The organism is Aminobacter ciceronei, from assembly GCF_014138625.1.
In the GTDB taxonomy this organism is placed as follows: Bacteria; Pseudomonadota; Alphaproteobacteria; order Rhizobiales; family Rhizobiaceae; genus Aminobacter; species Aminobacter ciceronei.
Genome location: NZ_JACJHY010000037.1, coordinates 1 through 15,877 on the forward strand (window position 1 = coordinate 1; position 15,877 = coordinate 15,877).

General features: G+C 59.4%; 17 protein-coding genes. 7 read left to right on the top strand and 10 right to left on the bottom strand.

Annotated elements, in window-relative coordinates; genetic code table 11:
* A partial coding sequence (locus HNQ95_RS27945; protein ID WP_182575706.1) for a DUF2493 domain-containing protein occupies positions 1-356 on the top strand: 356 nt, incomplete at its 5' end.
* A 23-nt stretch (positions 357-379) separates the two neighbouring features.
* Here the strand turns inward: HNQ95_RS27945 and HNQ95_RS27950 are convergent.
* Positions 380-1,267: a hypothetical protein gene (locus HNQ95_RS27950; RefSeq protein WP_182575707.1), complete on the bottom strand. Its 888-nt coding sequence runs from the start codon at positions 1,265-1,267 to the stop codon at positions 380-382.
* A 709-nt stretch (positions 1,268-1,976) separates the two neighbouring features.
* On the opposite strand from HNQ95_RS27950, the gene HNQ95_RS27955 reads away from it, so the two are divergent.
* Positions 1,977-2,303: a DUF736 domain-containing protein gene (locus HNQ95_RS27955; RefSeq protein WP_067965029.1), complete on the top strand. Its 327-nt coding sequence runs from the start codon at positions 1,977-1,979 to the stop codon at positions 2,301-2,303.
* Between the two features lie 111 nt (positions 2,304-2,414).
* Here HNQ95_RS27955 and HNQ95_RS27960 read toward each other — a convergent pair whose 3' ends face one another.
* The 4 genes from HNQ95_RS27960 to HNQ95_RS27975 all read right to left on the bottom strand — a co-directional run bounded on the left by HNQ95_RS27960 (position 2,415) and on the right by HNQ95_RS27975 (position 4,740).
* A complete protein-coding gene (locus HNQ95_RS27960; protein ID WP_182575708.1) occupies positions 2,415-2,930 on the bottom strand; it encodes a GNAT family N-acetyltransferase in 516 nt (171 codons plus the stop codon).
* Positions 2,927-3,556 (bottom strand): acyl-homoserine-lactone synthase, encoded by a 630-nt coding sequence (locus HNQ95_RS27965; RefSeq protein WP_182575709.1) that lies wholly within the window; start codon positions 3,554-3,556, stop codon positions 2,927-2,929. The genes HNQ95_RS27960 and HNQ95_RS27965 overlap by 4 nt, the downstream gene beginning before the upstream one ends.
* 56 nt (positions 3,557-3,612) lie before the next feature.
* Positions 3,613-4,341 carry a helix-turn-helix transcriptional regulator gene (locus HNQ95_RS27970; protein WP_182575710.1) on the bottom strand — a complete coding sequence of 243 codons (729 nt, stop codon included), beginning with the start codon at positions 4,339-4,341 and terminating at the stop codon, positions 3,613-3,615.
* A 168-nt stretch (positions 4,342-4,509) separates the two neighbouring features.
* Entirely contained in the window at positions 4,510-4,740 is a 231-nt protein-coding gene (locus HNQ95_RS27975; protein WP_182575711.1) for a helix-turn-helix domain-containing protein, read from the bottom strand.
* 231 nt (positions 4,741-4,971) lie between these two features.
* Here HNQ95_RS27975 and HNQ95_RS27980 point away from each other — a divergent pair, with 231 nt between their 5' ends.
* On the top strand, positions 4,972-6,243 hold the full coding sequence (locus HNQ95_RS27980) for a threonine synthase (protein ID WP_182575712.1): 1,272 nt from the start codon (positions 4,972-4,974) through the stop codon (positions 6,241-6,243).
* Between the two features lie 140 nt (positions 6,244-6,383).
* Here HNQ95_RS27980 and HNQ95_RS27985 read toward each other — a convergent pair whose 3' ends face one another.
* The 3 genes from HNQ95_RS27985 to HNQ95_RS27995 form a co-directional block, all read right to left on the bottom strand.
* Positions 6,384-6,617 (bottom strand): helix-turn-helix domain-containing protein, encoded by a 234-nt coding sequence (locus HNQ95_RS27985; protein ID WP_182575713.1) that lies wholly within the window; start codon positions 6,615-6,617, stop codon positions 6,384-6,386.
* A gap of 238 nt (positions 6,618-6,855) precedes the next feature.
* Positions 6,856-7,890: a PLP-dependent cysteine synthase family protein gene (locus tag HNQ95_RS27990; RefSeq protein WP_182575714.1), complete on the bottom strand. Its 1,035-nt coding sequence runs from the start codon at positions 7,888-7,890 to the stop codon at positions 6,856-6,858.
* Positions 7,880-8,821 (bottom strand): GHMP family kinase ATP-binding protein, encoded by a 942-nt coding sequence (locus tag HNQ95_RS27995; RefSeq protein WP_182575715.1) that lies wholly within the window; start codon positions 8,819-8,821, stop codon positions 7,880-7,882. The genes HNQ95_RS27990 and HNQ95_RS27995 overlap by 11 nt, the downstream gene beginning before the upstream one ends.
* A 1,348-nt stretch (positions 8,822-10,169) precedes the next feature.
* On the opposite strand from HNQ95_RS27995, the gene HNQ95_RS28005 reads away from it, so the two are divergent.
* Positions 10,170-10,862, top strand: a complete 693-nt coding sequence (locus HNQ95_RS28005) for a PAS domain-containing protein (RefSeq protein WP_182575716.1) — start codon at positions 10,170-10,172, stop codon at positions 10,860-10,862.
* Between the two features lie 406 nt (positions 10,863-11,268).
* Here the strand turns inward: HNQ95_RS28005 and HNQ95_RS28010 are convergent, their stop codons facing one another.
* Both HNQ95_RS28010 and HNQ95_RS28015 read right to left on the bottom strand, forming a co-directional pair.
* Positions 11,269-11,919 (bottom strand): BON domain-containing protein, encoded by a 651-nt coding sequence (locus HNQ95_RS28010; protein WP_182575717.1) that lies wholly within the window; start codon positions 11,917-11,919, stop codon positions 11,269-11,271.
* 82 nt (positions 11,920-12,001) lie between these two features.
* Complete coding sequence (locus tag HNQ95_RS28015) at positions 12,002-12,445, bottom strand: CBS domain-containing protein (RefSeq protein WP_182575718.1); 444 nt, start codon at positions 12,443-12,445, stop codon at positions 12,002-12,004.
* A gap of 273 nt (positions 12,446-12,718) precedes the next feature.
* Between HNQ95_RS28015 and HNQ95_RS28020 the strand changes: the two genes are divergently transcribed.
* From HNQ95_RS28020 to HNQ95_RS28030, 3 genes are all read left to right on the top strand, one after another.
* Entirely contained in the window at positions 12,719-13,906 is a 1,188-nt protein-coding gene (locus HNQ95_RS28020) for a DUF8173 domain-containing protein (protein ID WP_182585843.1), read from the top strand.
* 33 nt (positions 13,907-13,939) lie between these two features.
* A complete protein-coding gene (locus tag HNQ95_RS28025) occupies positions 13,940-14,638 on the top strand; it encodes a VIT1/CCC1 transporter family protein (protein WP_182575720.1) in 699 nt (232 codons plus the stop codon).
* A gap of 720 nt (positions 14,639-15,358) precedes the next feature.
* Positions 15,359-15,802, top strand: coding sequence for a Ros/MucR family transcriptional regulator (locus tag HNQ95_RS28030; RefSeq protein WP_154386815.1), 444 nt, complete (start codon positions 15,359-15,361; stop codon positions 15,800-15,802).
* Positions 15,803-15,877 lie beyond the last annotated feature (75 nt).

Sequence of the window (15,877 nt, forward strand, 5' to 3'; positions counted from 1 at the left end):
CCGGACCCAAAATTGCCTTCACTGGCGGGGTCGACTTCAACGACCACCGCTTGATCTGGGCCAAGCTTGACCAGGTCCATGCCAAACACCCTGACATGGTGCTATTGCACGGCGGCAGCCCTAAAGGCGCCGAGCTCATTGCCGCCAAATGGGCAAGCCATCGCAAGGTTCCGCAGATCGCCTTCAAGCCCGACTGGACCAAACATGCCAAGGCCGCGCCGTTTAGACGCAACGACGCAATGCTCGAGCCGATGCCGATCGGCGTGATCTGGTTCCCCGGCACGGGAATTCAGGACAATCTCGCTGACAAGGCGCGCAAGCTCGGCATCCCGGTCATGAGATCCGGCGGCACATGAGCCGCCGGGTCTTGGCTTCCCGGCTACAAGACAAGTCCCATCTTTTTAGCCGCTTGCGTGGCCAGCTTCTTGGCGCCGCCATCATTTGGATGAATCTCATCATGCCAAAGTCGGCCGATGGTGTTGCGGAAATCCACGACCAGCGCGCGCCCTCCACTGCCTTTGGCGACGCTTAGTAGCGCATCGTAGAAGCGGTCAACGAGGACTTTGACTATTTCGCGGGGCAAACGAGTGCCGGTGTCAAACCCCAACTGTTCAAACCTTCGCCCCAGATACTGCCCCCCAGGTTTTGGGATGGAGTAATCGTATCCATGCATGACAAGCTTGGTACGCTTCGGCGCACTCCACGTTATCGTCTCGCGAAGAACGGTGCGATAATCGCGGGCTACTCCTCGGAGAAAGTAATCGAACTCATCCTTCACATACGTCTTGGCGTCCTTTGAGCCGTCTCCTTCGTTAAACGGGCGCACAAAATTCTTCATGGCGTCACCGCCGAAGAAGTCGACACCGCCACCCGAAAAGACAAAGAAATCGAACGTTCCCGCGCTCAACGGCTGCTTGTACTGCTTAGCCCCAAACGTCTCGCGGAACGTGTCTCCAGGCCAGCCAATATTGTTCACATAGTACTTTTTGGCGATCACATCGACGAAAGTGTCAGGCTGCCCTGGGATATCTGTGAATATGTTCACCCATGAATCTCCCTCAGCCAAGATCTTCTTCTTGGTCGAATACGCGCGATCAGGTTTTTCGCTGAACGCCCGTTCGAAAATGGCTTGATCAGAGGCGTCTTGATGCTCTTTTCTAACATCCTTCTTGCGTCGGATGGTCAACATGAATGCGCGATCTGGATCTGGAACTACCTCGATCCCTGATGCGATTATCTTCGCACGCTCTTCGTCGTAAGCAGCCATTGTGTATCCCCCAAATTGTGAAATTCACGGCAAGTATATTGTCTCCAAATATTTGAGATGTGAAGCACCCACCAGGAGCCAGACTGCACGTTGCTGAGCAGCATCACCGGTTCATCGGCACGAAGTCCAAAACGCTCTCGATGAGAAGTCACATCCTTCATCGTCACCGGTTTACGCAAGGAGCAACACAGAATTCCTGCCATCAGCAACGGCTCCAGGCGGGGTCGCATCCCACCAGGCGTTATCGGCCATTTTCGAGCGATGAAGCAGCGGCAGGCACAATTCCCGCAGACTCTAGTAATGTTGGCACGTGGCGCGAAAGCGTTTGACGAGGTTTGATACGGCCAGACTTGCAGAATTTCGGGCGATGCGCACGGCGCGCAGTGTTGGCGGCGAGAGATCAGGATGGCACGAGGCTTCCAGAGGTACCCTCTTGATCCGTCACACTGACGCACACCAAAGCGGTCTCATCGATGAGTGCTTTTTGCCTGGGGTCGGCTTCGCCTGATCGCCTTCGGCGCAATGGCTTATCGCCACTTTCTTCCCCTACCGCTGCGCGCCATTCCTCGCGGGCAACAAAGTCGCGCCAGCGCCATCCTCCGCTTACGCTTCAGCCCATGGGTGCGCCGTCGATCACCTCCAGACTGTCGATCACCATCGAGACCGCAATGGTGCGGGCTCGAGACAGACTGGATCAAGGAGAACTACCATGGCTACCATCGGCACCTTCAAGAAGTCCGCCAACAACGAGTTCACCGGCGAAATCGTCACCCTCAGCGTTCAGGCCCGTAGCGTCCGTATCGTCCCCGAAACCCGCGCCACCGGCGACAACGCTCCCAGCCACCGGGTCTTCGTCGGCCGCGCCGACATCGGCGCCGCCTGGACCAAGCGCTCCAATGAGGGTCGCGACTACCTGAGCCTCAAGCTCGATGACCCGAGCTTCAATGCTCCCATCTTCGCCAACCTCTTCGACGATGAGGACGGTGACGGATACAGCCTCATCTGGTCTCGCCCAGGTCGCCGTAAAGGCGAATAACGCCCCCTCTCAAGCCCGCCCGGATAATCCGGGCGGGTACTTTCCGCTTAAAACAGCCAATGGCCAAACATTCGCCTGGCCTCGAAGAAGCGAGTGCCGGCAAATTCCCCGCTACGGATCAGCAACATACTTTTTCAGAAGTTCGGACACGCCACAGGATAGGACGATTTCCGCCCCCAACCGCCCGGCGAAAGAGCAACCAGAACTTTGAAAACCGCAGCGGCGGTAAAGCCGGAGCGCGCTGGAATTTTCCTCGTTTACGCTCAACGTCAAGGCGGAGCTCCCTGGACGATGCACAGCGATCCAAACCGCCGCTAGCGCCAGAGCCGCGGTGCCAAAGCCCCTCCCCTGTGCCTTTCGGCTGATGCGGAAGTTGTGCAGGCTGATTGAACCAGGGTTTGCCCAGTACGGCAGCGCTGATCCCTCTCGCAGCATCAGGAACCCCACTGTCGCGCAGTCCACCGTCACGAGGAATGGATGGCACAAACTTGGTTCGGGCCGCCGCCTCAGCCTCTTGTAGATCGTTGCCATGCTGCCGCCAGCGAGATCTTCGTCGTGCTCATCCAGTTCGATGCCCGTCACCGAAGCAACCTCATCGATCTGGAGCAGTTTGAGAGCGATCTTCATGCGCCTGCACCGGCCAGCGCGCTCGTGTTCCCAAGCCCGTAGGCAACGCGAGTGGACTGCAGTGCGCCTCCGTCGACATCGATCAGAAGAGCAACGATCCTGCCGTGAGGATGATCAAGGACCTCGCCAAGGCGGGTAACCGACCAGCCAAGCTGCTCCAGTCGTGCCGGCCAAAAGTCCTCACACACGACACTCAGCTTGCCTATCCCTAACCTCAGGCATGCTTCGAGAAGCCCGCACAATACGAGGCCAGCTGCTTGTGACGATCCACCCGTCATTCGCAAGGATGGAACGACAAAAAATCTAGTCCACTCATAGAGATCGGCGTCTCTCGGCGGCGCACCTCTGGCAAGCATTGGGAAAACATCCGAAAGCAAATGCGGTTTCGTCGTCGGCACCAGACGAGACCCAGCGACTATGTTTCCACTGCCGGCAATTCCAAGCAGATAGATCGCGTCCCTGGTATCGAACGCGTCGATCTCCAATGGAACCGGCCTGTCGATTTCCTGCCAGTTTCGGCCAATGACGTAGATTTCATATCGAATGCGAAAATAGCGTTCGAGATGATCTTGATACGTCTGACGGTTTGACCAATCGACGATATGCAGTTTGAACGGGGTACGCACATGACGACGCGTAGCCTAGGCTGGCAAGGCCCGACTATTCCGGTTTTCTGGTATTGTCAGGGATAGATTTCCCCTCGCCGCACGGCTTCCATTGCCGCCTGGATCGTATTCACCGCGTCGCACTTATCTCTGACGTTGCTCAGATGTCGCTCGACCGTGAACCGCGAAATCCCAAGAATGCAAGCTACGTCCTCAGCTGCCTTGCCGGCTGCGATCCATGTCAGAACTTCTCGCTCTCGATCGGTCAGGGTGATCTGACGTGATTGCTCAACTTGGTCACGCAGCCGGCGAAGCGCTCGGTAGGCATGCACGCACACCGTTTCAAGGATTGGAATGTCTTCGGGCAAAACCTCGATATGTTCGCCCGCAGCGGTCACGACCGAAGGAGCTCTTCGAGGCTCATGGACAGGAACACACAAGCCATTCCTCAGTCCGAATTCTGCGGCCTCGCCCATGACCCGCAGTTGTCCAGCGGTCATCTCTTTGGGCAACAGGTCATGCCAGACAAAGGGCTGGCCGACCAAGCGGCTGCGTGAGGCGCACGGATCCTGGGTGAAATGCTCGCTGGCAAGGTAATGCTTGAGCCATTCTATTGGCCAGCCGTCATAGAGGATTTCGCGCTGCCACGGCCCACGCTGCGGCGGAGGCAGGCCTGTTATGAGCAGATGACGAAAGCCGAAAGGCCGCAAGATGCTGAGCAGTTCTTTCAAAACGTCCGCTGGCGTAACTGCGGCATCAATTCTCGCGAGCGCGCCTGTAAGCATTGCGAACATACTGGGGTTCATCACCCGCGCTCCAAAACCGCCGACTATGCGACCAGCCCGCATCGATGATGGCAGGGCCGGTCAGCCTAGTCAGGCGGATTCGGCGTTTCGCATGCAGATTGCTAACTGTAGTTTTCATTTGTCAGCGCTTTGAAAGCATTTCGCCTAAATGCCCGCCTGAGGACCGCGCTATCTCGGTTCCGACCTGGTTTCCGGATCCTTCAGAAGCTCCGCAGGCTCCACCTCCAGCACCGTGGCCAGCGCCTCCAACATGTCGAGCGTCGCATTGCGGCGCCCCGCTTCAGCACCGCTGAGGTAGGCACGGGCGCATCCGGCGAGGTGAGCCAGTTGCTCTTGCGACAACCGCCGTTCCCGGCGTAGCCGTTGCAGATTCAGACCGAATATCTTGCGAAGGTTCATCGCGTGATCTTGCCGAATGTGCACTATAATGCAACGCAGTATAGTGCACATTTTCATTGACACGCGCGGTATATGCTGTTTGATCGGCTGCGGAAACCAGACCCGAGACAAGGACCCGAAGGCGTCCGGATAGTCGCTAGCAGCCTGATGCCACAAGCAGCATTCGGAAGGCCTTCTCTACAATCATGCCGTTCGACAGACCAATATTGCGTAGACGGAGCTTTCGACCACATGGCGACTATTTCCGGATACAGCTGCATCCGATGTGGCTCCGAACATGCAAGCGACATCAGGATAGATTCCAGAGGCTGTCCCAGGTGCGTTGAACAAGCCCCGGCAAACCTCCAGCCGATCTATACGCGCGGTGCAGATGCGGTTGACGACCAGGCCGATGGGGGCGTTCTCCGCAGTTCCCTTTGGCGTTACGGATCATTTCTGCCGCGCCCGAGTGGTCCGGTGGTGTCCTTGGGAGAAGGTTTGACCCCACTGCTGCCAGCAGAGCGCCTTGGGGAAGTTTTGGGCGTCCCTCAGCTCTTTATCAAGGATGAGGGGCGCAATCCGACCGGATCTCACAAGGATCGATTTTCCACAGTCGCGGTGTCGATGGCGCGCGGTCAAGGGGGTCGGGTGCTGGCGACAGCGTCATCAGGCAATGCAGGCGCATCGCTGGCAGCCTACGCGGCCAAGTCTGGGCTCGGCTGTGTAGTCGCGACATTTGCCGGAGCCGCTGGTCCGATGTTGTCGCAGATTCATGCCTATGGGGCTTCCGTTATCCCGATGGCCGACAAGAGCGACAGGTGGAAACTTCTTGAGAAGGCTGCCGATCGTCTCGGTTGGTTTGTTACCTCCCCCTATCAGCACCCCGTCGTCGGCAGTCACCCGCTTGGCATCGAAGGTTACAAAACGATCGCCTATGAGATTGCGGAGCAGGCGGACGGTCATCTGCCTGACTGGTGTGTGCTTCCAGTCTGCTATGGGGACGCCCTCGCAGGAGTAGCGGCAGGCTTCCACGACCTGCATAGGAGGGGAACGATCGCACGAGTACCAAGGCTGGTTGCTGCCGAAGTGCATGGCTCGCTTTCAAAAGCCCTCGAGAATGGCTTTGACCGTATCGAGGAGCAGGAACCTTCCTTCGAAACAATTGCTCTCTCGATCGGCACGACGCGCAGCACATACCAGGCGGTGAAGGCACTGCGCGACACCGGGGGCCATGCTGTCTGCGTATCCAACGAGAAGCTCATCCGCATGCAAAAGGCGTTGGCTGCCAGAGAAGGTCTCTTCGTAGAACTGGCTTCGGTCGCGCCTCTGGTCGCAATCCAGGATTTGCGCGATCGGCAGATCATAGCGCCGGGGGATCGGGTGGTGGCAGTTGTGACTGCCACCGGCCTGAAGGACCTCGACATTTCAGCAAATCCGACCGCCACCCCAGCTCCATTTGAGAGTGTCGAGGCCGCGTGGCAATGGGCAACCGGGAGACACGGTGCAGAACCGGCTGCTGCCTGAGACTTGATGGACTTCCGATTTCAAATGTTCAGGCGCACCTGAGTGGCGGTGGCGCCACGTCGCCCAGCAATTTCCTGGACCAGTCGAACCGCGTCCGTTTCCATTCCGCAGAAGGATGGATCATGACATCGGCGCAACAACTATCTCGTTTCCCGTCCAGGTGTTGTGGGATCCTTCAGCAAGTCCGCAGGTACGACCTCGAGCACCGTTGCCAGCGCCTCCACCATGTCGAGAGTTGCATTGCGGCGCCCAGCTTCTGCGCCGCTGAGATAGGCCCGAGCACAACCGGCAAGACGAGCCAGCTGCTCTTGAGACAATCCGCGTTTGCGACGCAGTCGCTGCAGGTTCAAACCAAATGCATTACGAAGGTTCATCGCGGGAATTTGCCGAACGTGCATTGAGTGGGGATGGCAACAGATAGCTCGCCGGCAATATTCTTCAGTCCACTACATACGGCTTCCGGAGGACTTCAACTGCGCCCTCGGCGATTGCTTCATCCAGCAAGACTGCCACCAAGCTCCAGTTGTTGGCGTAGAAGCTGGATGGCAGTGGCTAACTGGAACTGCCGTGCAGAGCACGGCCTGGGACTTGCCCGCTTTCAGTTGCCCTGATTTAGCTTATCCCTACCGGCCGCGGAACATCTTCCAGCAACCTCCTCGACCACTCAAACCTCGTCCATTCCCATTCGTCGCGCGGCTCGATCGCAACAAGAATTTCGGGTTCGCAAACGGGGGCACAGGGCCAACCTGGGAGCGCGGCCAACCATCTGTCGTCGTAAACCGTGTTGGCATGACGATGTCCTTCGTCGGGCATGATGACCGCGACGACTGAACCTGGGTTGGTTCGGCCGATCCATTCGCCGACGAGAGCCGCAGCCCCGCTCGTCGGCCCCATGAAAATCCCCTGATTGCGAAAGAGCGAATGGGCCGAATGATAGGCGGCATAGGCACCGACCCAGTGCACTTCGTCGACCAGATGATGCCGGACATTTGCTGGAAGGACGCTATTGCCCAGCCCGCGCAGCATTCGCTTGCCCAAGGGCTGCCCGAACAGCACGCTGCGATGTGTGTCGACAGCGGCAATCTGCAGATGCGGATAAACCTGGCGCAGGAAAGTGCCGGTCCCGCAAAGCGAGCCACCGGTGCCAATGCAACCGACAAGCCAATCAACCTGGCCCATCGACCGAACGAACAGTTCGGCAAGGCGGGCATAAGATTGCCAGTTGCCCGGACTGTCGTACTGGCGTGTCCAGAAAGCGTCCGGCTCATTCTCCATGACCGCCCTGAGGTGTGCCAATCTGCCAGTCTGGTTCCCATCGCCACGCTTGTCCGCAAGTGCGACGACCTTCGCGCCCAATCGTTCCAGCCTTTCCTGATACGTCTGATCGATCAGGCTCGCCGCGGTCACCAGCGTCAGCCGAAAACCTCGGGCTGCCGCTAGGAGGGCTACGGCCATGCCGAACGTGCCCGAAGTTGTCTCGACAATGTGGGCGCCGACCTTCAGCTCTCCCGACTTCTCGGCCTGATCGAGGATGAAGCGAGCTGGCATCAGTTTCATCAAGGGGAACGCCGCCGCAACGACGTTTGGGCCAAGCCGGGCAAGACGCGGTGTTTCCAGCGCCCTGAAATAATCGACGTCAAAGGACATGAGTTCGCTCCTCCACGTTGATTGGGAAGATGCCGATGTCATGAAACCTTCGGCCCTCCAATGCAGCGATGATTGGATGAATTTTCTCGCGACTGGCTGACTGGGCATCCAGCATAAGCCCGAAAAGGGATCCGCTATGCGCCACCTGGATCCCAAGGGCTTGATAGTGAGATGCGATATCGACGACGACATCGAAATATGGCTTGGGGAGGTGTCGCTGGCTAATACGGGCGCTCATTGTCGCCGCTTGACCAAGCAAACGTGTATCCTGGTAGCGCACGGCGCGTGCAACCATTCCTCGAAGAACGCGGAAGAGCTGGATTTCCTCGCTGCTGTACCTTGCCGGAACCAGTTCCAGCGTATCGATCCCTGCAGCAGCCTCGCCTTTGAAACCCACAAGGACAAATGGCGGCAACGAACCGCCGAAATGTTCAAGCACCACCCCTTCCCGCTGAGCGAACAGCAACGCCTCAGTTTCAAACGCGATAGCATCTGAAGCGACTTCCGCAGCAACCGCCAACCGACTACTCGTCGAAGGCAGCAACCTCGCGCCCAGGGCGGCTGCCACCGCCCGCATCGAGGCAACGACGTCGGCCGTGGACGAGCCGTAGCCATGCCCCACCGGAATATCACTCTCGACCTTGAGACGCCCCCCGAGGGAAGGATAACCGAGATGAGCCAGCGCTAGCTGCGCAGCACGTAATGCCTTGTCTCGGCCGCGCGGCTCGACGTCGATATCGCCGCTCTCGTCGACTGCGAACCATGCCGTGGACCGAAGGCTATCAATTGGGAGGGTGACCAGGCCCCGATGCAAGTGTCCATGTTCGTCCTCAAATACGCCCTGAACGAGCTCGCCGTGGTGGCCAAATGCCTGACCTCTAGCGGGCTTGGCCAGCATCGTACGCTTTAGATCGTTGGCGATAAGGGGCATGGACCCAACTCCGAACGACTTGGTGCGGTTCGGATGATGGGGCTATGCTGTCGGGACGTCACTTCCTAGAAACAGGTATTGACCTTACAGGCGGCCGCTTTCCGCCCAAGGGAATAGGCCGCCATAGTGGGGACACGGACAGCAGTGCGCCCTCATGCAGCGCCTTGAATTCGGACGTTCAGGCGAACTTTGCATTCCCGGAATAGCGGACGTTGCGGACGAGCCGCCACGACCCCTGCCATGCACTCTATTCTGGTCTTGTTTGCCTCCGAAACTATCCGCAAATGAACGTCACCAGGATTGCCACAGCCTGCTATCGCGTCACTTTGGCTATGGATTGCCTAGCGCGTGGCTGGGCGCCGCGGTCCGGCGAAACGCTAACTTAACTGACGTGAGCCGCGGACACCTGTGGTCCCGAATCTCTCCAGTCCCATGCGGCAAGGCTCCGCGGCTCCGTCCATCACGCGTCATCGAATAGCAGGTCTCGGTGTAATCCCGTTACGCCTTTCGGCGCTTCACGATCTTCCTTTTCCAGCTCGTCTCTTCGTAACGGCACATAAATTTTGCGCCGGCAGCGGGCGCTCGGCATTGACGTGCGTCAATGGCGGCAGCGGGCATGGCATGGTGAAGCGTTCATGCCCATCAAAGCTCTCGGACTACCTTTAGACTAGCCTGCACATTCATGTTTCAGCAGGGAACGCACATTAATGAGCAGCATTGGCAAGACTGGCTGATCGCCGTCGTTGGCGCCTGGCTCGTCGCTTCAAACTGAGCGCTGAGCTACGCTCTTCCTGAAGCAGCGCCGGGCGCCCTCGACGCGACCACCTTCTGGAACACATTGCTAACCGGTGCCGCCGCAATTCTTCTTGGCGCATGGCTATCGCGGCGTTCACGCTCTGGCAAGAATGGGCGGACATCGCGATAGGTTGTGGCTTGGTGTCGCCCTGGATCCTGGGCTTCTTCGATCTCAGCTGGCGTCCTCAGCGGCGTGGTGATCATCCTTTCGGCAGCGTGGACCTGTACGACGCCCGCGAGAGCGGCCACGCATAGTCGTCTCATCGACTTGCCCGGGCTGATGAAACGCCGCTCGGGCGTTAAGATGACGAGCAGTCTGGCGGCGCAGAAGCGAGCGAGGACATCATGCAGAAGGGCGAGCGGGGCAATCGCCGGATCGTGAAATCAGTTGCCTGAACCGCCATACTTGGCAGATTGCACGGGTCTCACTGCGAACGCGTGGTTGGCGCGTCAGGCGCGACCTCACGATCGCTATGGCCACGAATCCAGATCAACGGTATAATTATATTGTATGGATCCCCCCACGCGGCGAGAGCGGATTGGCTGGTGGCTGATGGACCAGCGTGTCTTCATTGCGCAGCTCAACATCGAGCACTATCGTCGGCGACTTGATGGTAATCAGGACGATGGGCAGCGACGCATAGTCGAACAGTTGCTCGCCGAGGAAGAAGCGAAGCTGTCGTCGCTGAGAGCTGCGAGCGCGGAGGGTATCCTCTCCGATCTGCTCGATCTATTGGCCTCTTGGGCATCCCGTTTCCTGGATGGCCGGGACCATCTTACTCTGAACCTGCGGTGGGCCGAGCTGGCTGCCATTTTCGACCAGATGCCTTGCGCCATGTCCCTGATCGATGGCTCCGGGAAAATTGTGCTGGCCAACACCGCAATGCGCGGTTTCATTGGCGATGGCGGCTGTTCGGCCCAGATGGCGGCGTCCTTGATCCGACGCAGTGGCCCGGGGCACAGGCGTTGCTCGGCAAGTCCACAAATCCCGGCCTCACGGCATTCCATGTTGGCGACGATGGCCAGGAAACGGCACTGTGCATTGCCGCCGTGCCCATCACAAGACCCGACGGTTCGATCGAGGGCGCGATCGGAGCGGCATACGAGCTTTCGGCTCTGGAGCGTCAGGACGTCCACGACCTACTCCAACGTATGCTGCTCGACGAGCAGTTCAGTTCCCGACGCCGTGGTCGGGAACGCAGCAAGCGCTAGTTCGCGCGCCATTCCCGCCAGTGGGAAGGCATAAGCCGCATCATTACTTCTTTGGTCAGTGCATTCATCCCCCCCCAAGAACTCGGCGGCACGGGAACACCAGGGCGTGGATTCCGTCGTCGTCGATGACCGCAAGCTCCAGATCGCGATCGAACGGCGCGGTGGACGCCAGCTCCCAGCTGCCATCGTCCTGAGGCGAAGAATGTAAAGACCGCGACATGAAGCGCTCCCTGCTGAGGCAAGAGCGCGATCGGTCTCCCAAGCGCCGGAGGCCAATGAATGAGCCGACGATGGGGTATTCTTTATCATCGGAGGCTTCTGCGCCAGCGAGAAGTCGAGTTGCCTCTTAAGCAGACGCGATCCTCGCTGCCATCGCCAAAGAACGTCGGGGATGGGCGGACGATCCGTCCTCATTGCTGAAGTTCATTTCCTCCGATGCGTCAGCCGATCGCGATCCGATCCTCGACGGTGGTGACGCCCGGAGCCGACCACGCCGCGCGCTCGGCAGCGCTGCGTTCCGACCAGGCGTGAACCTTTCCTTGCAGCCTCACCTTGCCCCCGTCGAGCACGTCGACCCGGATTGCCTGCGCCTCTACCTCCGCGTTGCGTTTCAACGCGTCTTCGATCCGCTTCTTCACGTCGGTGGCGGATGCGTGCTGTCTGATCTCGATCTGGTTTGTGACACCGACCACGCCGGCCAGATCACGGACGGCGTTCGCGGCGGCGTTCCTCTGGTAGAACCATTCGACCTTGCCAGTCAGCGTCACCCAGCCCATCTGCACCTTCACCTGAACCGTGCCGGTGGGAATGGATGTGTTCCAGTTCAGCGTATTGACCGCGCGCTTGGCGATCTCGTCGTCGGCGGTACGATTGCTGCCGACCGGGCGTACCTCGATTTCCTCGGCTATGCCCTTAACGCCCTTCACCCTTCGCACGACATCCTCGACGGTCATCTTCTGCGAATAGGTCGGCACATGGCCCGTGAGTGTGACAATACTTTTTTCGACAACGACGCCGATGTTCGCCGCCTCCATGCTCGGCTCGAAGTCGAGTTCGTCGATGATGTCCTGTCTCAATGAACTGTCGGTCATAGTTCCTTCTCCACGTGATGGTTCGAGCCGAGCTCGTGGCGTCGCATTCAATCGCACCGTAAAGTCAGGGTACTGACCGCCGTCAAAGCTTTGCTTGAGCGCCGGCTCGTTCATGCGGCGACGCGACGGCGTGCATCAGCTCGCCCGAGAGCTTCCGGCTTGCATGATGCGACACGTCGCCCAGCGACAGCATGCCCACCAGCCGCTTCTTGTCGTTGATCACCGGCAACCGTCGGATCTTCCTGTCCTCCATAAGGTGGATGGCATCCTCGATGCTCTGGTCCGTGCGGCAGTAGACGATACCCCTCGTCATTACGTCACGCGCCTTCAACGCCTTTGGATCAGCTCCATCAGGCAGCGCACGCAGGACAAGATCCCGGTCGGTGATCATGCCGACGAGGCGGTCACCATCTCCCACCGGGACCGAGCCGATGTCGTCCTTCCTCATGAGTGCGGCGACTTCGCTAACCGGGGTGTCGGGCGAGACCCACTTCGCACCCTTGTGCATGGCTTTCTCGATGTTCATGGCGCGCTCCTTTCAAAGCCAATGGAAGTACGGTCCAGACGCGGCCTGGCATGTCTCTTTCATATTCTCCGGACTACGGGATGACGATGAACAGCATCACGCATCAGCTGCAGTAGGAGGTTTCGTCCAAGCCGAGACGCTATGGACGAGCATTGATCGCCGAGGAGGTCTGGGTCATTGACGCGCATCAAGGCGCGTTGAATTCCGCAGTGGAATGCTGTTGTCTCAATCCCGCTGACGAGGATGGCCGTGAGACCTTGTGCCCCGCGCTTGATGCTGTTGATGTCGATCTTGCTGTCCGGCCTCACCTTGGCTCCCGCACTGGCGCAGGACGGTGTCGTCAACCTGGGCGGAGATACTTTTGCTTCGGGGTCCTCCCTCGATCTTTCCACGGCAAGCCCGCGTGACCTCTTTGCCGCAGCCTTTTCGGCAGAGCTGGGCGGGAGGGTCGAAGGAGACCTGCACGCCACGGGATTCGACGTCGAGATCGAAAGCCAGATCGGCGCCGATCTCTATGCTGCGGGTTTCTCCGTCCACGTCGACGGACCGGTGGGGTCCGACCTCAATGTTACGGCGGGCGATTTCAGCCTCAAGGAGGGTGCATCTGTGGCCGGCAATGCGAGGATTTTCGCTGGCGCCGCCACTTTGGATGCTCCCATCGCGGGCGCCCTCATGGCAAAGGCCGGCTCGCTGAAACTGAACGGGACTGTCGCCGGCGACGCGGAACTGACAGCCGGGCATATCACCTTCGGCCCCGATGCCCGGATCGGCGGGACGCTGACCTATCTCGCGCGCGAACCCATCGACATTCCCTCGACCGTCGCGCCGGCGGAACGCATCCGCTTCCAGAAGGTTGAGCCGGGCCAAATGTTTGACGGCATCCGCAACCATTTGGAGCGACCGTTTCGGAGCTTCTGGCCGTCCGTCTTCGGGATACTCTCCTTCTTCGTAGTGACGATCGCGTTCCTCGTCTTCGTTGCCGCTGTGGCGCACGCATTCGCGCCAATCACGACCCAACAGCTAAGGGCGCAAGCGGTCGAACACTCGTTTCGTTCGATCCTGCTCGGCGGACTGGGGCTGTCGATGCTTGTCGGCCTCGTTCCCGTGAGTGCTCTCACCCTTATCGGCATCCCGCTGATACCGATCGTCATCCTTCTGATCGTCGTCGTCTGGATTGCAGGCTACCTCATTGGCGTCTACGCGGTCGCCTGGCGGGTCAGCACCGCGTTCTCCTCGACACCCGCCGGCCTGACCGGCCAACTCGTGGTGCTGACCGTCGGGCTCATCCTGTTTGCGCTGCTCAATTTCATTCCCTTCCTGGGATGGCTAGCAAACCTAGTGGTAATCTTCCTCGGTCTCGGGGCACTCCTTCAGCGCGGGGCGACCCTCGTCAGCGATCGACCCGGGACGCGGGAACCACTCGCTGAGCCCCCATCGGCTGAACCTCGACCGGATGCCTGATCGGCATCGATGACAGAGACTTCCGGATAGCTCATGTCGCGTCTCCACCGGGAATCCCACCTCGTCCAGCGCATCGGCTGGCTCCGGGCAGCAGTGCTCGGCGCGAATGATGGCATCGTCTCGACTGCCAGCCTTATCATCGGCGTTGCTGCCGCGTCCGCCTCGTTTTCCGAGGTACTGGTCGCCGGCGTCGCAGGTCTCGTAGCGGGCGCGATGTCGATGGCAGCGGGGGAATACGTATCTGTCAGTTCGCAATCGGACACGGAACAGGCCGATCTCGCCCGCGAGCGGGCCGAGCTGGCAGCGCAGCCCGAATTGGAGCGTCTCGAGCTGGAGCAAATCTACGTCGATCGCGGGCTCACGCCCGATCTTGCGCGTCGGGTGGCCGAGCAACTGCTGGCGAAGGACCCGCTTGGTGCCCACGCGCGCGACGAGCTCGGCCTTTCGGAAGTTACGACCGCAAGACCGATCCAGGCAGCCTTGACCTCGGCGGCCACCTTCGCTGGAGGTGCGGCATTGCCGCTTGCGATGGTGTGCCTGCTGCCGTCGTCGGCGCTGATCGCGGGCGTGTCGGCCGCGTCGCTGCTGTTTCTCGCCCTGCTCGGGGCCCTCGGCGCGCGCACCGGCGGAGCCAACCTCGCCAGAGCCACGTTGCGCGTCACGTTCTGGGGCGCGCTGGCGATGGTTTTAACGGCCGGGATCGGCGCCGCGTTCGGAACGGTCTCCCGATGACGTCGAGACATCTCATTCGTATGGGCGACCGGGCGACCAATGCAATGGTCGGCGTCGCGGCTGAAACAGTCCCAGCACGTTTCATAGGCACCCATCCCTCCGGTTTAAAATAGATTAAAAATAGAGAATATTAGATGGCTGTCGTCAAGACAACAGGCAGGCGTCGAAAGGCTACGCCAAACAGAGCCACAGCTGTTCGGGAAAATTAAATCGCCAAGGGTGGCGATACATCGCTGGACTACATGCTCAAGGTTATCTAATGGCTCACAAGGCAGGCGCAGTTGCTTTGACCAAGCCAACATATGTGGACCATTCTTCGGAGGTGATCACCCCGGTTCCCGCTGCGCGGCGCTATGCTGAACCTCCTTAGGTCACCTTGTTAACCGAGCGAATGGACGCGAATTTGCTCCGACCTCGTCCCGGACGGTCCGGGGGTCTTTGCTTTATGCGCTGCTTTTTATGAGTCCGTTGTGAAGCAGGCGTATCCGGCCGCACCGCCGTCCATTCATTGGCTGCCATCCAGGAACGCCCAACCTCGGCCAGCCGTTTGTGAGCCGCGCGGCCTTGTCAGATCGGCCGCCTGGCCGCGCTCTGGTTGCCCCCTACCCTGCAAGAACTGGTCATAGTTCCTCGCCGGTTGTTTTGGGACATTTGTGTTTCGTTGCTGCCAAAAGTCCGCTACCTAAATGACATCGCTGTTTAGCCGCCGGAGATGATGTGATGACTGAAGTATTGCTAAAGCCCAATAATCAGCTGATTGAGCTCACTGCCGATATCGTTGCGGCCTATGTTTCGAACAACCCCGTCCCGGCCGGAGAACTGCCTGGCTTGATTGCCCAAATCCATTCCAGCATCAGCAATCTTGGCGGACCGGCAGCGCCGGTGGAAGAAGCGTTGAAGCCGAGGATGCCGATCAAGAAAACGATAACCCCTGAATATTTGATCAGCCTCGAGGATGGCAAGCATTACAGAACGCTCAGGCGGCATCTTTCGATTCGTGGCCTTACGCCAGATGAGTATCGAGCCAAGTGGGGGCTGCCCAGTGACTATCCAATGGTCGCGCCCAGCTATTCGGCCCATCGATCGCAGATGGCCAAGAGCCTCGGTCTTGGCCGCAAGCCTGCCGAGAAAAAGCCTGCAAAGCGAGGAAAGACAAAGTCGTAGCTGCGCCTGCCGCGTGGTGTGGCTTCGTCAGGCAGGTCAGTGTGGCCGTTGCCGAACTCAGGATCAGCTAGGAAC

Bases quoted from the DNA above. Each gene is read 5' to 3' on its own strand.
- HNQ95_RS27950 (WP_182575707.1), bottom strand. From the start codon at position 1,267: ATGGCTGCTTACGACGAAGAGCGTGCGAAGATAATCGCATCAGGGATC.
- HNQ95_RS27955 (WP_067965029.1), top strand. From the start codon at position 1,977: ATGGCTACCATCGGCACCTTCAAGAAGTCCGCCAACAACGAGTTCACC.
- HNQ95_RS27960 (WP_182575708.1), bottom strand. From the start codon at position 2,930: ATGAAGATCGCTCTCAAACTGCTCCAGATCGATGAGGTTGCTTCGGTG.
- HNQ95_RS27970 (WP_182575710.1), bottom strand. From the start codon at position 4,341: ATGAACCCCAGTATGTTCGCAATGCTTACAGGCGCGCTCGCGAGAATT.
- HNQ95_RS27975 (WP_182575711.1), bottom strand. From the start codon at position 4,740: ATGAACCTTCGCAAGATATTCGGTCTGAATCTGCAACGGCTACGCCGG.
- HNQ95_RS27980 (WP_182575712.1), top strand. From the start codon at position 4,972: ATGGCGACTATTTCCGGATACAGCTGCATCCGATGTGGCTCCGAACAT.
- HNQ95_RS27985 (WP_182575713.1), bottom strand. From the start codon at position 6,617: ATGAACCTTCGTAATGCATTTGGTTTGAACCTGCAGCGACTGCGTCGC.
- HNQ95_RS27990 (WP_182575714.1), bottom strand. From the start codon at position 7,890: ATGTCCTTTGACGTCGATTATTTCAGGGCGCTGGAAACACCGCGTCTT.
- HNQ95_RS27995 (WP_182575715.1), bottom strand. From the start codon at position 8,821: ATGCCCCTTATCGCCAACGATCTAAAGCGTACGATGCTGGCCAAGCCC.
- HNQ95_RS28005 (WP_182575716.1), top strand. From the start codon at position 10,170: ATGGACCAGCGTGTCTTCATTGCGCAGCTCAACATCGAGCACTATCGT.
- HNQ95_RS28010 (WP_182575717.1), bottom strand. From the start codon at position 11,919: ATGACCGACAGTTCATTGAGACAGGACATCATCGACGAACTCGACTTC.
- HNQ95_RS28015 (WP_182575718.1), bottom strand. From the start codon at position 12,445: ATGAACATCGAGAAAGCCATGCACAAGGGTGCGAAGTGGGTCTCGCCC.
- HNQ95_RS28020 (WP_182585843.1), top strand. From the start codon at position 12,719: ATGCTGTTGATGTCGATCTTGCTGTCCGGCCTCACCTTGGCTCCCGCA.
- HNQ95_RS28025 (WP_182575720.1), top strand. From the start codon at position 13,940: ATGTCGCGTCTCCACCGGGAATCCCACCTCGTCCAGCGCATCGGCTGG.
- HNQ95_RS28030 (WP_154386815.1), top strand. From the start codon at position 15,359: ATGACTGAAGTATTGCTAAAGCCCAATAATCAGCTGATTGAGCTCACT.